This window comes from Marinimicrobium sp. ARAG 43.8, assembly GCF_050113635.1.
Classification (GTDB): Bacteria; Pseudomonadota; Gammaproteobacteria; order Pseudomonadales; family Cellvibrionaceae; genus Marinimicrobium.
Genome location: NZ_JBNJLT010000001.1, coordinates 619,794 through 634,903 on the forward strand (window position 1 = coordinate 619,794; position 15,110 = coordinate 634,903).

A 15,110-nucleotide genomic window follows, 5' to 3' on the forward strand; every position below is an offset into this window, starting at 1 on the left:
ACCGGCCTTTTTTATCCAATCAATTCAGCGCATTCGGCGCAGCCATTGATACCCCACCCAGCCCGCTGCGCCAAAATACGGCAAGCCGCCCATGACCCACATCAGCAACCCCGCCAACTGCTGGTCTTCCAGCGTTTGCACCTGACTGTAAAACGGCTGTGTGGAAAAGGTGAGCAACGCCCCCAGAACCCCGGTGTGCACGAGCGTGAACAGCAGGGCCACCAGTGCCACAGGCGTTTCGCGGCGGCTGTTGTGCAGCAACGACCACCAGAACAACACCGCCGTTATCAGAAAGCAGGCGTGTTCCACCGCATGCCACCACGGGTCGAGCAGTGCCAGGTTGTATAGGACCGGGGTGTGCCACCCCCAGATGACCGCCGCGTGCAAATACGCCGACCACATCGGGCGCCGGGCAATGAATAGAAACGGCTGCCACACCGCCAATAGCGGTTTCCCCCCCACCGCCACCAACGCGGGCATCGGCTGACCCCATACCCAGAGGGGCGCGATGACCACCATAAACAGCATGTGCTGCACCATGTGCGCAGCAGCACTGTGCTCGGCCCAGTGGTCCAGCGGACCGAAGGCCGCTAGCGCACAGAGCAGGCACCCCAGGTGAAAACTCCAGGTGCGCCTCAACGGCAGGGCGCATGTTCGGGCGCCCACCAGAAACATAAACCAAAGCGCCAACAACACGATCACACCCGACCAGGTGGCCACCGTCGCCTGACCGTCCGCCGTGAAGGGTGAATGCGCGCTGGCGGGAACCGCGAGCGTCGTCGCCATCAAAGCCGGAATGAGCTGACGGTTCATACGCATGGCGGATAGATCAGAATAGGCGTCCCGATGGCCACCACCGCAAAGGCAGCGAGAAAATACAATGCCATGGCCACGGACACGGTGAACCGGCGATGCGCAGAGACGTTTTCCATACCACTGCTCTGCATCCGGCAATGCAGCCGCCGACAATGCCAGCCCGCCCACAGCAACGCCACCACGGTCACAATCGTGAGACCCAGCAGTGCCGCATTAATCCAGGTCAGCGGCCCGGCCTCCATCGGCGGTGGCCACTTCGCACAGCCGACAGAGAGCAGACTGTAAACCGCCGCAAACCACAGGGCCCACAGAGCCAACCCCGTCACCATCTGCACCGGATGGGTCCAAACACTCATCCTGATGTGCCCCACAATAACGGCAGCGCGATCAGCGCCACGGCACTGACCCAGAAAATCCCGGTGGTGTAACCCCACAGCGGCTGAAGCACCACGGGTTCATAGGGAAACCGCCCACTGACATAACCGAGGCGAACGCGCAGGGCTTGCAGCCCGGTCAGCACCACCACGCCCACGCTGTGAATCAGCAAGTAAATCAACGTAACCAGCATAACGGCATCGTGGGCCAGCTCCGTGGGCGATAGCGGCGCGCTAAGCAGGGCTCCAAGCAATAACGCCACATGCAGTGCACCCAGACCCGCCGCAACCCAGAGCGCCGCTCCTAAATGGCGATCCTCCCGGGCTTTGAGCCGCCGGACTGCACGCCGGTACACGGCCAGCGCCGCCACCAGAAAACCGCCACTAAAGCCCAGCCATTCCAGCGACAGGCGCGCCTGCTCCGGCACTTGCCACTGCGGCGCCACGGTGTGCAAGTAGAACCAGCCGAACAGCAACGACACATAAAAGGTGCCATTCAGCATCAACGCTACTCGCATGCCCCACAACCCGGGACCATCACAAGTACGCGAGTGCAGCGGTAAATGAATATCCTCCCGGTGGGTGGGCGGTGCTGCGCGCGGATGGGCACCGTTGTGCCAGCTCCAGCGCAATAAGAAGAACAACGCTCCCGCCAACGCGACCAGTGCCAGTGGATACACTTTCAACAACAAACTCACACACACGCCCGCCAACATGGCGGCACTCCACAGCGGGTGCCAGGAATTGGAGGGCAAGTGAGTGACCGCCCGCACTTTGCCCGTAACCGCATGGCAGTCATACGTTTCACGGCGCACATGATCGATTTCCTTCAACCCGTGCTCACCGGCGGCAATCGTGTCCGGCAAATCCGGCTTTTCCCACAGTGGGTGACGGGTGTGGATATCGGGAATGCTGAGAAAATTATAGGAACTGGCGGGCATGGAGGTCGCCCACTCCATAGTGTCTGCTCCCCAGGGGTTGTGCGAGGCTTTAGGTCCATAGCGGAAGTGAAACACCAGGTCGATCAACAGCAAACCGATACCCACGGCCATGATAAAACTGCCCACGGACGACACCAGATTCAGCCAGTCCCAGCCAAGCCCCGCTTCGTAGGTGTAAATGCGTCGCGGCATCCCCAGCAGGCCGGTCAGATGCATCAACAGGAAGGTGACATTAAAACCGATAAAAATCAGCCAGAACGCCCACCGCCCCATTCGCTCCGAGGGCATACGCCCGGAGAAGTGTGGCAACCAGTAATAAAAGCCGGCCAGCAGCGGGAACAGCATACCGCCGACCAACACATAGTGAAGGTGCGCCACCACGAAATGGCTGTCGTGTACCTGCCAGTTAAACGGCACCAGCGCCAGCATGACGCCGGTTAATCCGCCGCAGACAAAAATCACCAGGAATCCAAAAATCCACAACATCGGCAGGCTGTAGCGCGGCTTTCCCGCCAGCAGCGTGGCAATCCAGGAGAACAACTGTATGGCGGTGGGCACGGCCACCAACATACTCGCCACGGAAAAAAACGCCTGCGCCAAACGCGGGATGCCCACCGTGAACATATGATGCACCCAGAGCCCGAAGCTGATGAATCCCATCAGTAAAATGGACACCACCACCCACCGATAGCCCAGCAGCGGTCGGCCAGCGAACACCGGTATCAGGGTGGAGACAATGCCCGCAGCGGGTAAAAACAAAATGTAAACTTCGGGGTGACCGAACATCCAGAACAAATGCTGCCACAACAGCGGGTCGCCACCGCCCTCCACGGAGAAAAACACCCAGCCCGCTGCTCGCTCCAGCTCCAGCAAAATACTGCCCAACACCAGCGGCGGAAAACCAAACACGATCATCAGCGCCATGCCGAGAATATACCAAGCAAAAATCGGCATTTTGTTTAACGCCATGCCGTTGGCGCGAGCCCGCAAAATCGACACGACCAGTTCCACACCCGCCGACAGGGCCGAGATTTCGACAAAGGTAATACCGAGCAGCCAGAAATCCGCCCCCATGCCCGGCGAATAATCGCTGCCGCTCAGTGGCGTATACATAAACCAGCCGGCATCCGGCGCCCGGTCAAGAAACAGACTGGACAGCAGAATCAAACCGCCGAACAAATAGCAGTAATAACCGAGCGAACTGATGCGCGGGAAAACCAGATCCCGCGCACCGAGCATTTTCGGAATCAGGTACATCGCCAACCCTTCGAGCACGGGAATGGCAAACAAAAACATCATCACCGTGCCGTGCATGGTAAAAAGCTGGTTGTACAGTTCCGGCTCGATCAGCGTCTGCTCGGGCAGCGCCAGCTGCGTGCGCACCACCATGGCGAGTAAACCGCCAATGAGGAAAAACGCCATGCCCGTAAACATAAAACGCAGGCCGATAGAGGTATGGTTCACCGCCGCCAGCGTGCCCCAACCGGGCAAGTTACCCCACACCCGCTCGAAGTCGCGATGGCGCTGTTCAATCCAGGCACGTTGATCATTCATTCGTCAGCGCTCTCCTGTGCTTGCCGGGCCGAGTCATACCAGGCGGCATAATCGTCGGCGGCATGTACCGTCACGGTAAAGTGCATATGGGCGTGGCCGACACCACAGAACTCCGCACACTGTCCCCGATAAGTGCCCTCCTCATCCGCCTGCAAACGCAGCACGTTGGTTCGCCCCGGCAACAAATCCAGTTTCCCACCGAGGCGTGGCACCCAGAATGAGTGCACCACATCCGCACTGGTCAAGTGCACATCCACGGGCGTATCGACCGGAATATGAATTTCATCGCGTAACTCAATATTGCCCTCCGGGTAGCGTACCTCCCAATGCCACTGATGGCCGGTCACCTCAATGCGCAGCGCGAAGCCATCCTTCTCCGGAAGCGGCATCATGCGGTGCCCCACCGGAATGCCAAACGCCAATAACACAGCGATGGCGGCGACCGGCAAAACCAGCCCGCCACCGATCAACCAGCGCCGGTACTGACTTTCGGCCTGCGTCTCGCTGAGCGCCTTCGAGTGGCGGCTCATGGCATACCACCACACACCAATAAGCGCCAACAGCACCAGGGTGGCGAAACCAAACATTCCCCACCATAACCAGGCCACTTCCCGAGCTGACCGGCCAGCGGGGTCCAGCGCCGAGAACTCTCCACTGCATCCGGCCAGCGACACCACCACCGCGATTTTTCCCGAAAGCCCACCTACCAAAGCTGTTATCCTAGCGACGACCCGGTCGATCAATGGCTCGGCGCTCATTGCCCGGCGCGATGATCGGCTTCCCTCGTGATGATGTTGCACCGAAGGAAACGTATGGCACTGTCTCCCATTCACAGTCGCATGGCCATTGCCGGCCACCCACTGCACCCAGTGCTGATTCATTTCCCGGTGGCCGCGCTGATCGGCCTGGCCGGCACCGATATCGGTTACTTGTTGAGCGAGGACGACTTCTGGGCGCGAGCCGGACTCTGGCTCGCCGGGGTTGGTGCCGTGGGGGGCTGGTGCTCCGGCGCGGTGGGCCTTCTCGACCTGCTGCTGGTACCCCGCATTCGTCGACTGATCAGTGCCTGGTGCCACGCCGTATTTGCGGTCATGCTGCTGTCCCTGGCGACGCTGAACTGGCTGCTGCGCAGCGACGACCCCGCCAGTGCTATCTGGCCATGGGGGTTGTATCTGTCGCTGCTGACCACGGGGCTGGTTGCCGTGACCGGTTTCCTCGGCGGCAAGCTGGTGTACGAGTACGCCGTCGGCGTGGATGTGCCCAACCCTCCCTCGAATCATTAATTTCCCTCCAGCATGGGTTTCGACAGCACCAGCCAGAGCACGGCGCAAACAATGCCGACAATGGCGGCTAACAACCCATAGCCGCTGTAGCGCAACCGAGCGGGCAGCGGCTCACCCTGCGCCAACGGTCGCAACGCAGGCTCGGCGCGCAGGATCAGCAGCCCGACCAACGCATGACATATCACCAACCCCACGACGCCGGTCAGCTTTAGGATCAACCAGGGCGCGGTCGTGCCGTTCCAGAGAAAAACCAGAGTGCCCGCCACAATTGCCAGCAGCGCAAAGGGCGTGGCCACTCGGGTAAACACAAAGCGTTCAATGGAATAGAGGGCAGAAGGCTGGGGAAACGCCGCGCGGGTTTTGGGCGCGGTCAGTACCAGCACTGGCAAGTACAATAGCGCCGCGCACCACATGAGCAACGCGGCAATATGAAGCAGCAGTAACCATAACATTCACTCACCCTCCTCTCCGTGCGGGGAACTCCAGCTCTCTAGGCGTAACACTTTCGGGCTTGGATGATGACACATTTGCTGATGATGACACACTCCGGTCATGATGAGTGTGGCGCGTCACACAGATCAACTCTTTCTGCACCGTGTCCTACTGTGCCTTGCTTGACACACCAGGACGGACACCGGATCATGCGGCGCTCCATTAACCGGTGAGGTATTCCCGATGCTGCTTGCCCTGGGCGCTGTTATTCTCGGCCTGATTATCTTGGTATGGAGCGCCGATCGCTTTGTGGATGGCGCGGTGTCTACCGCGAACCATTTGGGCATGCCATCGCTGCTGATTGGTATGGTTATCATCGGCTTCGGTACTTCAGCGCCGGAAATGGTGGTCTCTGCCCTCGCCGCCATTGATGGCAGTCCCGGTCTCGCACTGGGCAACGCCTACGGTTCCAACATCACCAACATTGCGCTGATTCTCGGCCTGACCGCACTGTTAAGCCCCATCGCGGTTCAGTCCCGAATACTCCGGCGGGAATTACCTATTCTTACCCTGGTGACCGCACTCTCGGCCTGGTTGCTGTGGGATCTGATGGTCAGTCGCCTGGATGCGATCATCCTGCTATTGGTGTTCGCTGCCATTATGGGGTGGAGCATCTTCAAAGGCATGCGAGACCATGCCGACCCACTGGTGGGCGATGCGGGGGCCGAAGTGCAAGCTCACAGCATGCCGCTGGGACGGTCCGTGGTCTGGTTGGTGATCGGTTTGCTTCTGCTGGTGGCCAGTTCTCGGCTTCTGGTCTGGGGCGCGGTTTACGTCGCGTCATCCCTGGGCGTCAGCGACGTTATCATCGGTCTGACCATTGTCGCTATCGGCACATCGTTACCGGAGCTGGCTTCTTCGCTCGCCGCAGTGCGCAAGAATGAGCACGAACTGGCCCTCGGCAACGTGATTGGTTCCAACCTGTTCAACACGTTGGCCGTGGTGGGCATCGCCGGGGCCATTCATCCGATGGGCGTCGGCCCCGACGTCATTTCGAGAGATATTCTGGTCATGAGCCTGCTGACCGTGTCGCTCTTCGTATTCGGCTACGGTTTCAAGGGCCGCCAGGGAAGAATCAACCGGTTTGAGGGCGGCGCACTGCTGGTGGCTTACGCGAGCTATACCGGCTATCTCGTGTATACCGTATTTGCCTGACGCTCACACAAAAGGCAGGGCGCCCAGCAATACCAGGTTGGCCACCAGCCCCAGCAGAAAAAAGTAACTGCGCGGGCTGGGGTTGCGCTCAGTAGCGATAGCGTAATACAACACCATGTGAGCGATACGGGCCAGAGCAAACACCCACACCGTCCCGGTGACCCAGCCGGGGCTGGTTCCCATAAACAACGCCAGGAACACCGTTCCGAAAAACAGCGGCGAATTCTCAAGCGAATTCATAAAGGTGCGATGGGCGCGAAATACAAAGGAATCATGGGACAGGTTCGGTGGCATTTTCCCGGGAATGGCGCCGGGCTGTCGGCCTTTTGCCATGGCCGCCACCAGCGCCTGAACCACGAATGTGACCAGCACCACCCAAACGCCCCACAGCGCCCACTGATATTCTGCCGTCATTACGCTATCCTCTGCTCTGTTGTGGCTGTTACGATCGTTACTTTAAATACAATCAACAAATACCATCAGCGAATACACCCCCAAAGGATAACAGACTATGTCCCTTCTGATTCTCGGCCTGGTGATCTTCCTCGGCACCCACTCGATCAACCTCGTTGCCCCCGACTGGCGCCAAGCCGCCATTGAACGGCTGGGCAAAAACACCTGGAAAATCGCCTTTTCCCTCCTTTCGCTGATCGGGCTGCTGTTAATCATTCACGGTTATGGTCAGGCCCGAACCGAGCCCCTCTGGCTGTGGCATTCCCCGGTATGGACGCGCCACCTGGCCGCCCTGCTGACATTGCCGGCCATGATTTTACTGGTCGCCACCTACGTGCCGGGCAACCGTATTCGGGCGAAACTTGGCCATCCCATGCTGTTGGGGGTAAAGCTCTGGGCCTTCGCTCACTTGATCGCTAACGGCAGCCTGGCCGATGTGCTCCTGTTCGGTGGATTTCTGCTCTGGTCCATCGCCGGCTTCGCAATTTTACGTCGCAGGGATCGTCTGGCCGGTGCGTCACGCGCCCCCGGCGCCACAGGCCGGGATATCATAACCGTGATCATCGGGCTTGTTCTCTGGGCGGCTATCGCGTTTTATTTACACCGCGCACTGATCGGTGTTGCGCCGCTGGGCTAGCCCTTACTGAAACCCGCCCTGCAAGTACCGGTAAAACGCCGGATTTACCCACACCGGCGTCACGCTGGCCTGCCAAGGCCGCTCCAGTGCATTGATATTGCGTTTCAGCGCCTCCGCCTTGTCAGTGAGCACCAGCACCATAGCCGTCTCATTGCCATCACTGACCTCTACCCGAGCGACTCGATGAAACGCCGGGTCACTGATCCGGCTGCAATAGAACGGCTGCCACCAGGCTTCAGCAATCAGTGGCGCCATGCGCCCCTCTTCCTTTTTGGCGTACTCGTTGATCACCGCCATAAAGCGGGCTTTGTCCTCCGGGGCGGCGAGCTCGAAGTGTAAATCGTATTCCATCGCTTCGTTCAAATAACGCTCATCCCCCAGCGCAATCGCCTGCGGCGACACCGGACCCCAGCCAGGACGATGCAAGAACGCCGACGTTTTCAAGGACAATCCCACCCGCGCCGACAAACCCTCACTGGCCAACAGCGCCATTAATTGGCGGGCATGCCGGGCGTTCGAATGGCCGTACACAATGTGCCGCTCCGGGTCGAAAGCCGGCCAGGGGGTGGTCACAATGTTGTAGCCATTGGCCACGCCCAGCCGTATCAAATCCCGCAGTGCGACAGAAAACTCCGAGCGGGGGAAGCGATCTTTCTGAGCCAGCACCGCTTCCAGCCGTGTGTACAGCGACGGCTCGCCCACATACCCCAGCAGAGCGGCATCCACCACCTGCTGCTCTGCAACATAACGCGCCAGGGACGCCTCGCTCTCCGGCGCGCCCAGAACTCGGAGCACAGCGAGCGCCCGCCGTTCACCCTCGGCCATGTCAGCGTTGTCACCCTCAAGCCAGTGCTCCACCTTTTCGGCGGAGAACGTGGTTTCCAGCTCCTGGAACCCCAGCGCCTCAACCGCCTCCTGATACAGACCCGCCAACGCGGTTTGAGCGGCACACCACAGCGCCAACACCATTCCTACACGTTTCATAAAAAATACCTCTTACAACGAACGTGCCGTTCCGCTTTGGGCCAATTCTTGATAATCACCGGCATGGGTACCTCCGATCCTATGTACTGTCGAAGCCTAGGCGCTGTCGAAAATAGTTGTTCAGCAACATTTGTGCCTTAACCCTCTTTTCTGACCCAAAAGACAATATTTCAAAAATCCTGACCACAGGGAGCCATTGCTCGCGTTGACTGTGCCCAAAAAGTGCTAGGCTTGCACCAAAGACAACCACTGATGAGACCGGAATAGCATGCTATACACCGCTCGGCACTCCCGACTTTTCAACCGCACCCACCGACTTTCCACGTTGCTGATCGTGCTCCTGATCAGTGCCTGCAGCACCATGACTCCGCCCTCCGATACCTCCAACCCCGGTGCGGACAAACCGGCGCGCTTGCACATTCTGCTCATCACCGGCGGCGGCTGGCACGACTATGACGCGCAGACCCCGCTACTGGTGGATGGACTCAACGCCCGGATTCCCGATATTGAATGGACCGTATGGCACCGGGGAGAAGGCCAACCGGACCACACTATTGATGAGCTGCGCGAGCCAGACTGGGCAGACGACTACGATCTGGTCATCCACAACACCGGCTTTGGACGAGTGGACGATTCCGAATACGTGTCAAAACTGGTGGCCGGGCAAGGGGGAACACCGGCGGTATTGTTGCACTCGTCCATACACAGTTACCGTTACGCCATGCCCGCCGCGCGCGAGTGGTTTGCTTTCACCGGCGCACAGTCCATGTGGCACGAGCACGAACGGGAGTTTGCCATTGATCTGGTCGCACCGGAACATAGCATCATGCAGGGTTTTCCCGCGCACTGGGCGCCACCGCTGACTGACGAGCTGTATGTGATCGAAGAGGTCTGGGGAGAAATCGTACCGCTGGCCGTGGCCCACGGTGTGGAAACGGGGATGGAACATCCTGTCGTGTGGACTCACGAACCCAACGGCACTCGCGTGTTCGCCACCACCCTTGGCCACAACGCTGCGATGTTCGAACAGGAGGTGTACCTGAATATGGTCGCCAATGGCGTGCGCTGGGCCGTCAACGACGACCGCACACAGTAACGCCTTTTCGTCAAATAGCGGTCAAGTCGGGGCCCCGGGCAGTTGCTCCACGGTAATGTCCATTCGAGTGGGAATCAACGCCGGTCCGAACTGGTTGAAAATGGCCACATCGGCGGCATCCCGTCCATAGGCCACGGTAACCCGGCCCCCGCGCGGCTCAGTCTGGGTGGGATCGAAGGTATACCAGCGCCCCCCGACATAAGCCTCGAACCAGGCGTGAAAATCCATGGGCTTGAGGTTGTGCAGGTAGCCCACTACCATGCGCGCCGGAATGCACAGTCCACGGCATAGCGCGATACCCATATGCGCGAAATCCCGGCAGACACCTTCACTTTGATGATTAAAATCTGCCGCTGACCATTGAAAGTGAGCGGCGTCCGGATTGTAGATAAAACGCTCCCGAATCCACGTCACAATACGCTCCACCTGAGCGTATCCCGGTGGTGCCTCTCCGACAATCTCTCGACCCATATCGATAAACTGATCCGACTCGCAGTATCGGCTGGGCAAAAGAAAGGTCAGCACGTCATCAGGCAGATCCTGCACGGGGACAAAGGGCGCCTCAGGCGTCACTTCCAGATTGTCCTCGGTCAACACATCGGCGGAAGTGCGAATCACGAAGCGGCCCGGCGGAGAAATGAGGCGCTGGCAGAGGTTGCCATAGGCATCCGTATACTCCACGACGGGAACACTGGGAACGAGCGTGTAGGATTCGCGGGCAATCCACTGCTGTCGACCACTGCGCGGGCGCAGCATCAGGATAAAGGGCGCGGGAGCGCCTTCGTCAAACTCGATTTCACAACCGATGCGCAGCCACATAACGTACCTCTTTCCTTAATCGTGGAATGATTGACGCAAGGTCGCCACGTCAAAGCCGAGTCTTATAATGGTCCTTCTGCCACTCCAGTTCAATCTCCGCCAATAACGGCTTGTGATCGGAGAGCCCCGACCAGGGTTTGCGCGGCAACACAATCGGCGCATGCCCCCGGGCCGAGCGCACATAAATGCGATCCAGCCGCAACATGGGCAAACCCGCTGGAAAGGAGCGGGCGGGCTGTCCATACTCCTGAGTAAACACTTCACGCAAGCCCGCCCGCTCTGCCAACACCTGCTGGGCTCGGCCCCGCCAGTCATTGAAGTCCCCCGCCACCACCACCGGCTCCCGCTCGGGAATACTGTTGACCAGTTCGCACAGATGCCGCAATTGTTTCTGCCGGTGGTGTTCCCGCAGGTTCAGGTGAACGCATATGGTATGCAGCGGCACCGGCTCCGTCACCAAGTCGAGCGTACAGTGCAACAAGCCGCGCTGCTCAAAACGGTTGAGCGAAATATCGTGGTTATCCCAACGGAGGATCGGGTATTTGCTCAGCAGCGCATTGCCATGATGACCGTGCGCATAAACCGAATTGCGACCGTAAGCGAAATCACTCCAGATGGTATCGGCCAGGAACTCGTACTGCGCCGCTTCCGGCCAGCGTGGCCCAAGACGGCGAGACCAGCCATCGTGGGCGCCCAGCACCTCCTGCAGAAAAACAATATCGGCGCCCACCGAACGAACAGCTTCCCGCAACTCCGGCAGGATGAAGCGCCGGTTGAACAGACTGAATCCCTTATGGGTATTCACCGTAAGAATACGCAGCGTACAGCTCATGGCGGGCTCGTTGTCGGTGTTAATGCAGATAGAGAGTTAATGCAGGTCGAGCACGTCTTGCATATCGAACAACCCGGATTGTCGTTCGGAGAGCCACAGCGCCGCACGAACGGCACCCCGCGCAAACGACTGGCGGCTCGACGCCTTGTGGGTAATCTCCACACGCTCGCCATCGGCCATAAACATCACCGTGTGGTCACCCACGACATCGCCACCACGTACCGTGGCAAACCCGATCGTGTCGCGATCCCGAGCGCCGGTCTGGCCTTCGCGACCATACACCGCCGTTTTACCCAGATCCCGACCGAGCGCCTGCGCCACTACTTCCCCCATGCGCAGCGCCGTACCGGACGGGGCATCCACCTTATGACGGTGATGAGCCTCGTAGATTTCCACATCCACATCATCGCCCAGCACACGAGCGGCCGTATCGAGCAACTTCAGGCAGAGGTTTACCCCAGTGCTATAGTTCGCCGCAATGCACAGCGCCGTATCGTTCGCCCGCTGTTCCAACGCCTTTTTCTGCTCATCGGTAAAACCGGTCGTGCCAATGACCAGCCCCTTACCGTGTTCGGCACAGAGCGCGGCGTTACTCAACGTCGCCGCCGGCGCGCTAAAATCAATCAGCACATCAAACTGATCAATAACCGACGCCAGATCACCGGACAACGCCACATTCAATTTACCGATACCCGCCAGTTCCCCAGCGTCCGCACCGATCAACGTGCTTTCCGGCCGGTCAACAGCCGCCGTCAGCTCCGCCTCTTCACTGGCGCTCACCGCTTCGATGAGGGCCTTCCCCATACGGCCAGAAGCGCCACAAACAGCAATCTTAATGGTCATAAAGCGTCCTTATTCAATCGCTTAAATTCAGTTGCCCCACCCCAGCGCCCGATTGGCACGGCACCGAGGCCGGGTTGGGGTCACCGTTTGAAGACTCTTGGAGGCATGGATGCCGACATGAAGCCTACAGGGACGTATTCACGGCGGGTCTTCAAACGGTGACCCCAACCCGGCCGGACCGAGCACAACGCGCTACGATGACTCATCCGTCGATGAAGGAGGCTCAATGGACGTCCAGCTATCGTCATCATCCTCAAACAAATGCCCCAGCTTGCCCTTCTTCGTCGACAAATACCGGGCATTGTGCGGGTTCCGACCCGTCTGGTGCGATATTCGCTCCGCCACCGTAATCCCCATATCCCGAAGCGCCTTGACCTTGCGTGGGTTATTCGTCATCAGCTTCAGTGCATGAATATGCAAATGCTCCAACATCGGCTTGAGAATACTGTAGTCGCGCATATCCGCCCCGAAGCCGAGCCGTTCATTAGCCTCCACCGTATCCGCCCCACAATCCTGCAAATGATAGGCACGAATTTTATTGAGCAGGCCAATGCCGCGACCTTCCTGACGGAGGTAAAAAATCACCCCTCGCCCCTCCAGCGCAATCTTATGCATGGCCGCCTGCAACTGCGGACCGCAATCGCAGCGCATGCTGAACAGCGCATCACCCGTCAGACACTCGGAGTGCACTCGCGCCAGCACCGGTTCATCACCGCTGATATCGCCCAGCGTCAGCGCCAGGTGCTCCTTGTCGGACTCATCGTCCGAAAAGCCGTGCATGGTGAACATGCCCCAGGGCGTTGGTAATTTGGAAGATTCCACAAAGCGTATGGTCACACACAGGCCTCACAAGCTGGCGGCACTGAAACCGCCCGTTAACTCTCATCCATCTTTACAGCAGGTAGGCGATACCTTGCAGCACCAGCCAGGCGTACACCGCCGCCAGTATGTCGTCCACCATAATACCCAGCCCGCCGTGTACCCGGCGATCCAGCCAGTTGATGGGCCAGGGCTTGAGAATGTCGAAAATGCGGAACAATACAAAACCCAATACCCACCAGAGCCACCCCACCGGAGCCAGGAACATGGTGAGCCAGTAGCCGACCATTTCATCCCAGACAATGCCGCCGTGGTCGTGCACCCCCAGCGCTTTGGAGCTGCGATCACACCAGTAGACACCGAGCACAAAGGTCACGGCTAACCACAACAGGTAAATGGGTGCGGATAAATCCTGAATCAACCAGTAGATCGGAATGGCGGCCAGAGTACCAAAGGTGCCCGAGCCCGGCCGCAGCAGGCCGCTGCCAAACCCAAAGGCGAACAGGTGGTCGGGATTGCGCATAAGAGCGGCGAAGGACGGGTATTCAGGCTTGGGCTTTCGCATCAGAAATGAGTATAACCGCTCTGTTGGGGGCTGTAGGGTTCGCCATGTAGGCGGCAGTGTACACCCTCGCCGGGGAACAGACGACCCACCACCGTTGCCTGAAGCGCGCCGCTTGCAATCAGTGCGCCTACCTCAGGCATGCGCACCTCGGGGACGGTAAAGCACAACTCATAGTCATCCCCTCCGCTCAAGGCCCAGTCCCGCGCCTGCGCTTCAGGAACCACCGCCTGCAGGGCCGGCGACAGCGGCAGTTCTTCTACAAACAGCTCAGCGGCCAAATCGCTGGCCTCAGCGATGTGCCCCAGATCCGCCAGCAGACCGTCGGAAATATCCAGGGCAGCGCTGGCGACACCCGCCAGACTGAGCCCTTCGTTCAGACGTGGGGTCGGTCGCCAGTAGCGTTCCAGCAGATAGGTGCGGTGCTCGTCAGAGAGCGCCGGGAGCCGATCCTGCAAGCAGGCCAGCCCGGCCGCCGAATCGCCCAGGTGCCCCGTCACCAGCACATAATCACCGGCGCTCGCACCGTCGCGCCGCAACGCCTGCCCCGGTATCACGCTGCCCATCACCTGCACGGTCACCGCCAGTGGCCCTTTGGTGGTATCTCCCCCCACCAAGGTGATGCCAAACGTCTCGGCGGCGGCAAACAGGCCGCGACTAAAATCGCTCAGCCACGGCTCGCTGGTTTCCGGCAGCGTCAGTGCCAGCGTCATCCACAGAGGGTGGGCGCCCATGGCAGCGAGGTCGCTCAAGTTGACGCGCAACGCTCTCTGGCCGATTTCTTCGGCCGGGGCATCGGCGGGGAAATGCACCCCGCTCACCAGTGTGTCCACGGACACGGCCAGGGATTCCCCGGTCGGGACGGACAACAGCGCCGCATCGTCACCCACGCCCAGCAGCACCGAGTCCGGCGTGGTCTCGGCGCTGTGTTGACGGAAGTAATGACGGATCAGTTCGAATTCACCCATGCTGTGCTGACTCAATGTCGGCGGCGGGCTATGCTCGCTTTTCGATGGCACGCACGTCGCTGGCGGCCCGGTCCAGCACACCGTTGATAAATTTGTGGCTTTCGGCAGCCCCGAATTTCTTGGCCAGAGACACCGACTCGTTGATGACGACCTTGTAGGGCACATCAATACGATACTTGAACTCGTAGCAGGCCATGCGCAGCAACGCCTGAGTGACCGGGTCCAGCTCGTCGGAGGAGCGCTCCTGCAGATGAGGAACGTAGACGGCTTCCACTTCGCTCAAATATTGGGGCACGCCGTGCAGTAACTCGTGAAAGTAATCGACATCCACATGGGTCATGTCGTTGTCGGTGCGAAACTCAGCTTCAATGGCACTGAGATTGGCACCGGCCATCTGCCATTGATACAACCCCTGCATGGCGTAGTGCCGCGCTTTGCGCCGCGCCGCCGGGGTCGGCGTGGTTTTAACGGAGTCCTGCATG

The 15,110-nt window shown here is 59.5% G+C and carries 18 protein-coding genes; 4 read left to right on the forward strand and 14 right to left on the reverse strand.

The features are described from left to right. Positions 1–24 precede the first annotated feature (24 nt). The 4 genes from ACQCLF_RS02645 to coxB are packed head-to-tail and all read right to left on the reverse strand — an operon-like array spanning position 25 to position 4,443. On the reverse strand, positions 25–819 hold the full coding sequence (locus tag ACQCLF_RS02645; protein WP_426984764.1) for a cytochrome c oxidase assembly protein: 795 nt from the start codon (positions 817–819) through the stop codon (positions 25–27). After that, on the reverse strand, positions 810–1,172 hold the full coding sequence (locus tag ACQCLF_RS02650) for a hypothetical protein (RefSeq protein WP_426984765.1): 363 nt from the start codon (positions 1,170–1,172) through the stop codon (positions 810–812). Before ACQCLF_RS02650 ends, ACQCLF_RS02645 begins: the two co-directional genes overlap by 10 nt. Continuing rightward, a complete protein-coding gene (gene ctaD / locus ACQCLF_RS02655; RefSeq protein ID WP_426984766.1) occupies positions 1,169–3,685 on the reverse strand; it encodes a cytochrome c oxidase subunit I in 2,517 nt (838 codons plus the stop codon). Before ctaD ends, ACQCLF_RS02650 begins: the two co-directional genes overlap by 4 nt. Continuing rightward, the gene (gene coxB, locus ACQCLF_RS02660; RefSeq protein ID WP_426984767.1) at positions 3,682–4,443 is read right to left on the reverse strand and encodes a cytochrome c oxidase subunit II; all 762 of its coding nucleotides are present in this window, start codon (positions 4,441–4,443) and stop codon (positions 3,682–3,684) included. The genes ctaD and coxB overlap by 4 nt, the downstream gene beginning before the upstream one ends. A gap of 54 nt (positions 4,444–4,497) precedes the next feature. On the opposite strand from coxB, the gene ACQCLF_RS02665 reads away from it, so the two are divergent. Then, the gene (locus ACQCLF_RS02665; protein WP_426984768.1) at positions 4,498–4,968 is read left to right on the forward strand and encodes a DUF2231 domain-containing protein; all 471 of its coding nucleotides are present in this window, start codon (positions 4,498–4,500) and stop codon (positions 4,966–4,968) included. On the opposite strand, the gene ACQCLF_RS02670 is transcribed toward ACQCLF_RS02665, so the two are convergent. Continuing rightward, positions 4,965–5,420 (reverse strand): CopD family protein, encoded by a 456-nt coding sequence (locus ACQCLF_RS02670; protein WP_426984769.1) that lies wholly within the window; start codon positions 5,418–5,420, stop codon positions 4,965–4,967. The genes ACQCLF_RS02665 and ACQCLF_RS02670 overlap by 4 nt on opposite strands. A 223-nt stretch (positions 5,421–5,643) precedes the next feature. Between ACQCLF_RS02670 and ACQCLF_RS02675 the strand changes: the two genes are divergently transcribed. After that, positions 5,644–6,615, forward strand: a complete 972-nt coding sequence (locus tag ACQCLF_RS02675; protein WP_426984770.1) for a calcium/sodium antiporter — start codon at positions 5,644–5,646, stop codon at positions 6,613–6,615. Between the two features lie 3 nt (positions 6,616–6,618). Here ACQCLF_RS02675 and ACQCLF_RS02680 read toward each other — a convergent pair whose 3' ends face one another. Then, on the reverse strand, positions 6,619–7,029 hold the full coding sequence (locus ACQCLF_RS02680) for an MAPEG family protein (RefSeq protein ID WP_426984771.1): 411 nt from the start codon (positions 7,027–7,029) through the stop codon (positions 6,619–6,621). Between the two features lie 97 nt (positions 7,030–7,126). Here ACQCLF_RS02680 and ACQCLF_RS02685 point away from each other — a divergent pair, with 97 nt between their 5' ends. Continuing rightward, positions 7,127–7,705 carry an NnrU family protein gene (locus tag ACQCLF_RS02685; RefSeq protein ID WP_426984772.1) on the forward strand — a complete coding sequence of 193 codons (579 nt, stop codon included), beginning with the start codon at positions 7,127–7,129 and terminating at the stop codon, positions 7,703–7,705. A 3-nt stretch (positions 7,706–7,708) separates the two neighbouring features. On the opposite strand, the gene ACQCLF_RS02690 is transcribed toward ACQCLF_RS02685, so the two are convergent. Continuing rightward, positions 7,709–8,689, reverse strand: a complete 981-nt coding sequence (locus ACQCLF_RS02690; RefSeq protein WP_426984773.1) for a hypothetical protein — start codon at positions 8,687–8,689, stop codon at positions 7,709–7,711. Positions 8,690–8,957: 268 nt separating this feature from the next. Here ACQCLF_RS02690 and ACQCLF_RS02695 point away from each other — a divergent pair, with 268 nt between their 5' ends. Continuing rightward, positions 8,958–9,785, forward strand: a complete 828-nt coding sequence (locus ACQCLF_RS02695; protein ID WP_426984774.1) for a ThuA domain-containing protein — start codon at positions 8,958–8,960, stop codon at positions 9,783–9,785. A 21-nt stretch (positions 9,786–9,806) separates the two neighbouring features. Here the strand turns inward: ACQCLF_RS02695 and ACQCLF_RS02700 are convergent, their stop codons facing one another. The 7 genes from ACQCLF_RS02700 to nusB form a co-directional block, all read right to left on the reverse strand. Beyond that, positions 9,807–10,604, reverse strand: coding sequence for a transglutaminase domain-containing protein (locus ACQCLF_RS02700; protein ID WP_426984775.1), 798 nt, complete (start codon positions 10,602–10,604; stop codon positions 9,807–9,809). A 49-nt stretch (positions 10,605–10,653) separates the two neighbouring features. After that, complete coding sequence (locus ACQCLF_RS02705) at positions 10,654–11,436, reverse strand: endonuclease/exonuclease/phosphatase family protein (RefSeq protein ID WP_426984776.1); 783 nt, start codon at positions 11,434–11,436, stop codon at positions 10,654–10,656. 36 nt (positions 11,437–11,472) lie between these two features. Then, a complete protein-coding gene (gene dapB / locus ACQCLF_RS02710; RefSeq protein WP_426984777.1) occupies positions 11,473–12,279 on the reverse strand; it encodes a 4-hydroxy-tetrahydrodipicolinate reductase in 807 nt (268 codons plus the stop codon). Positions 12,280–12,471: 192 nt separating this feature from the next. Further along, positions 12,472–13,116, reverse strand: a complete 645-nt coding sequence (ribA, locus tag ACQCLF_RS02715) for a GTP cyclohydrolase II (RefSeq protein ID WP_426984778.1) — start codon at positions 13,114–13,116, stop codon at positions 12,472–12,474. Between the two features lie 55 nt (positions 13,117–13,171). After that, the gene (locus tag ACQCLF_RS02720; protein WP_426984779.1) at positions 13,172–13,663 is read right to left on the reverse strand and encodes a phosphatidylglycerophosphatase A family protein; all 492 of its coding nucleotides are present in this window, start codon (positions 13,661–13,663) and stop codon (positions 13,172–13,174) included. Beyond that, the gene (gene thiL, locus ACQCLF_RS02725) at positions 13,663–14,628 is read right to left on the reverse strand and encodes a thiamine-phosphate kinase (protein ID WP_426984780.1); all 966 of its coding nucleotides are present in this window, start codon (positions 14,626–14,628) and stop codon (positions 13,663–13,665) included. The genes ACQCLF_RS02720 and thiL overlap by 1 nt, the downstream gene beginning before the upstream one ends. 28 nt (positions 14,629–14,656) lie before the next feature. Beyond that, positions 14,657–15,109, reverse strand: a complete 453-nt coding sequence (gene nusB, locus ACQCLF_RS02730) for a transcription antitermination factor NusB (RefSeq protein ID WP_426984781.1) — start codon at positions 15,107–15,109, stop codon at positions 14,657–14,659. Position 15,110: the final 1 nt, after the last annotated feature.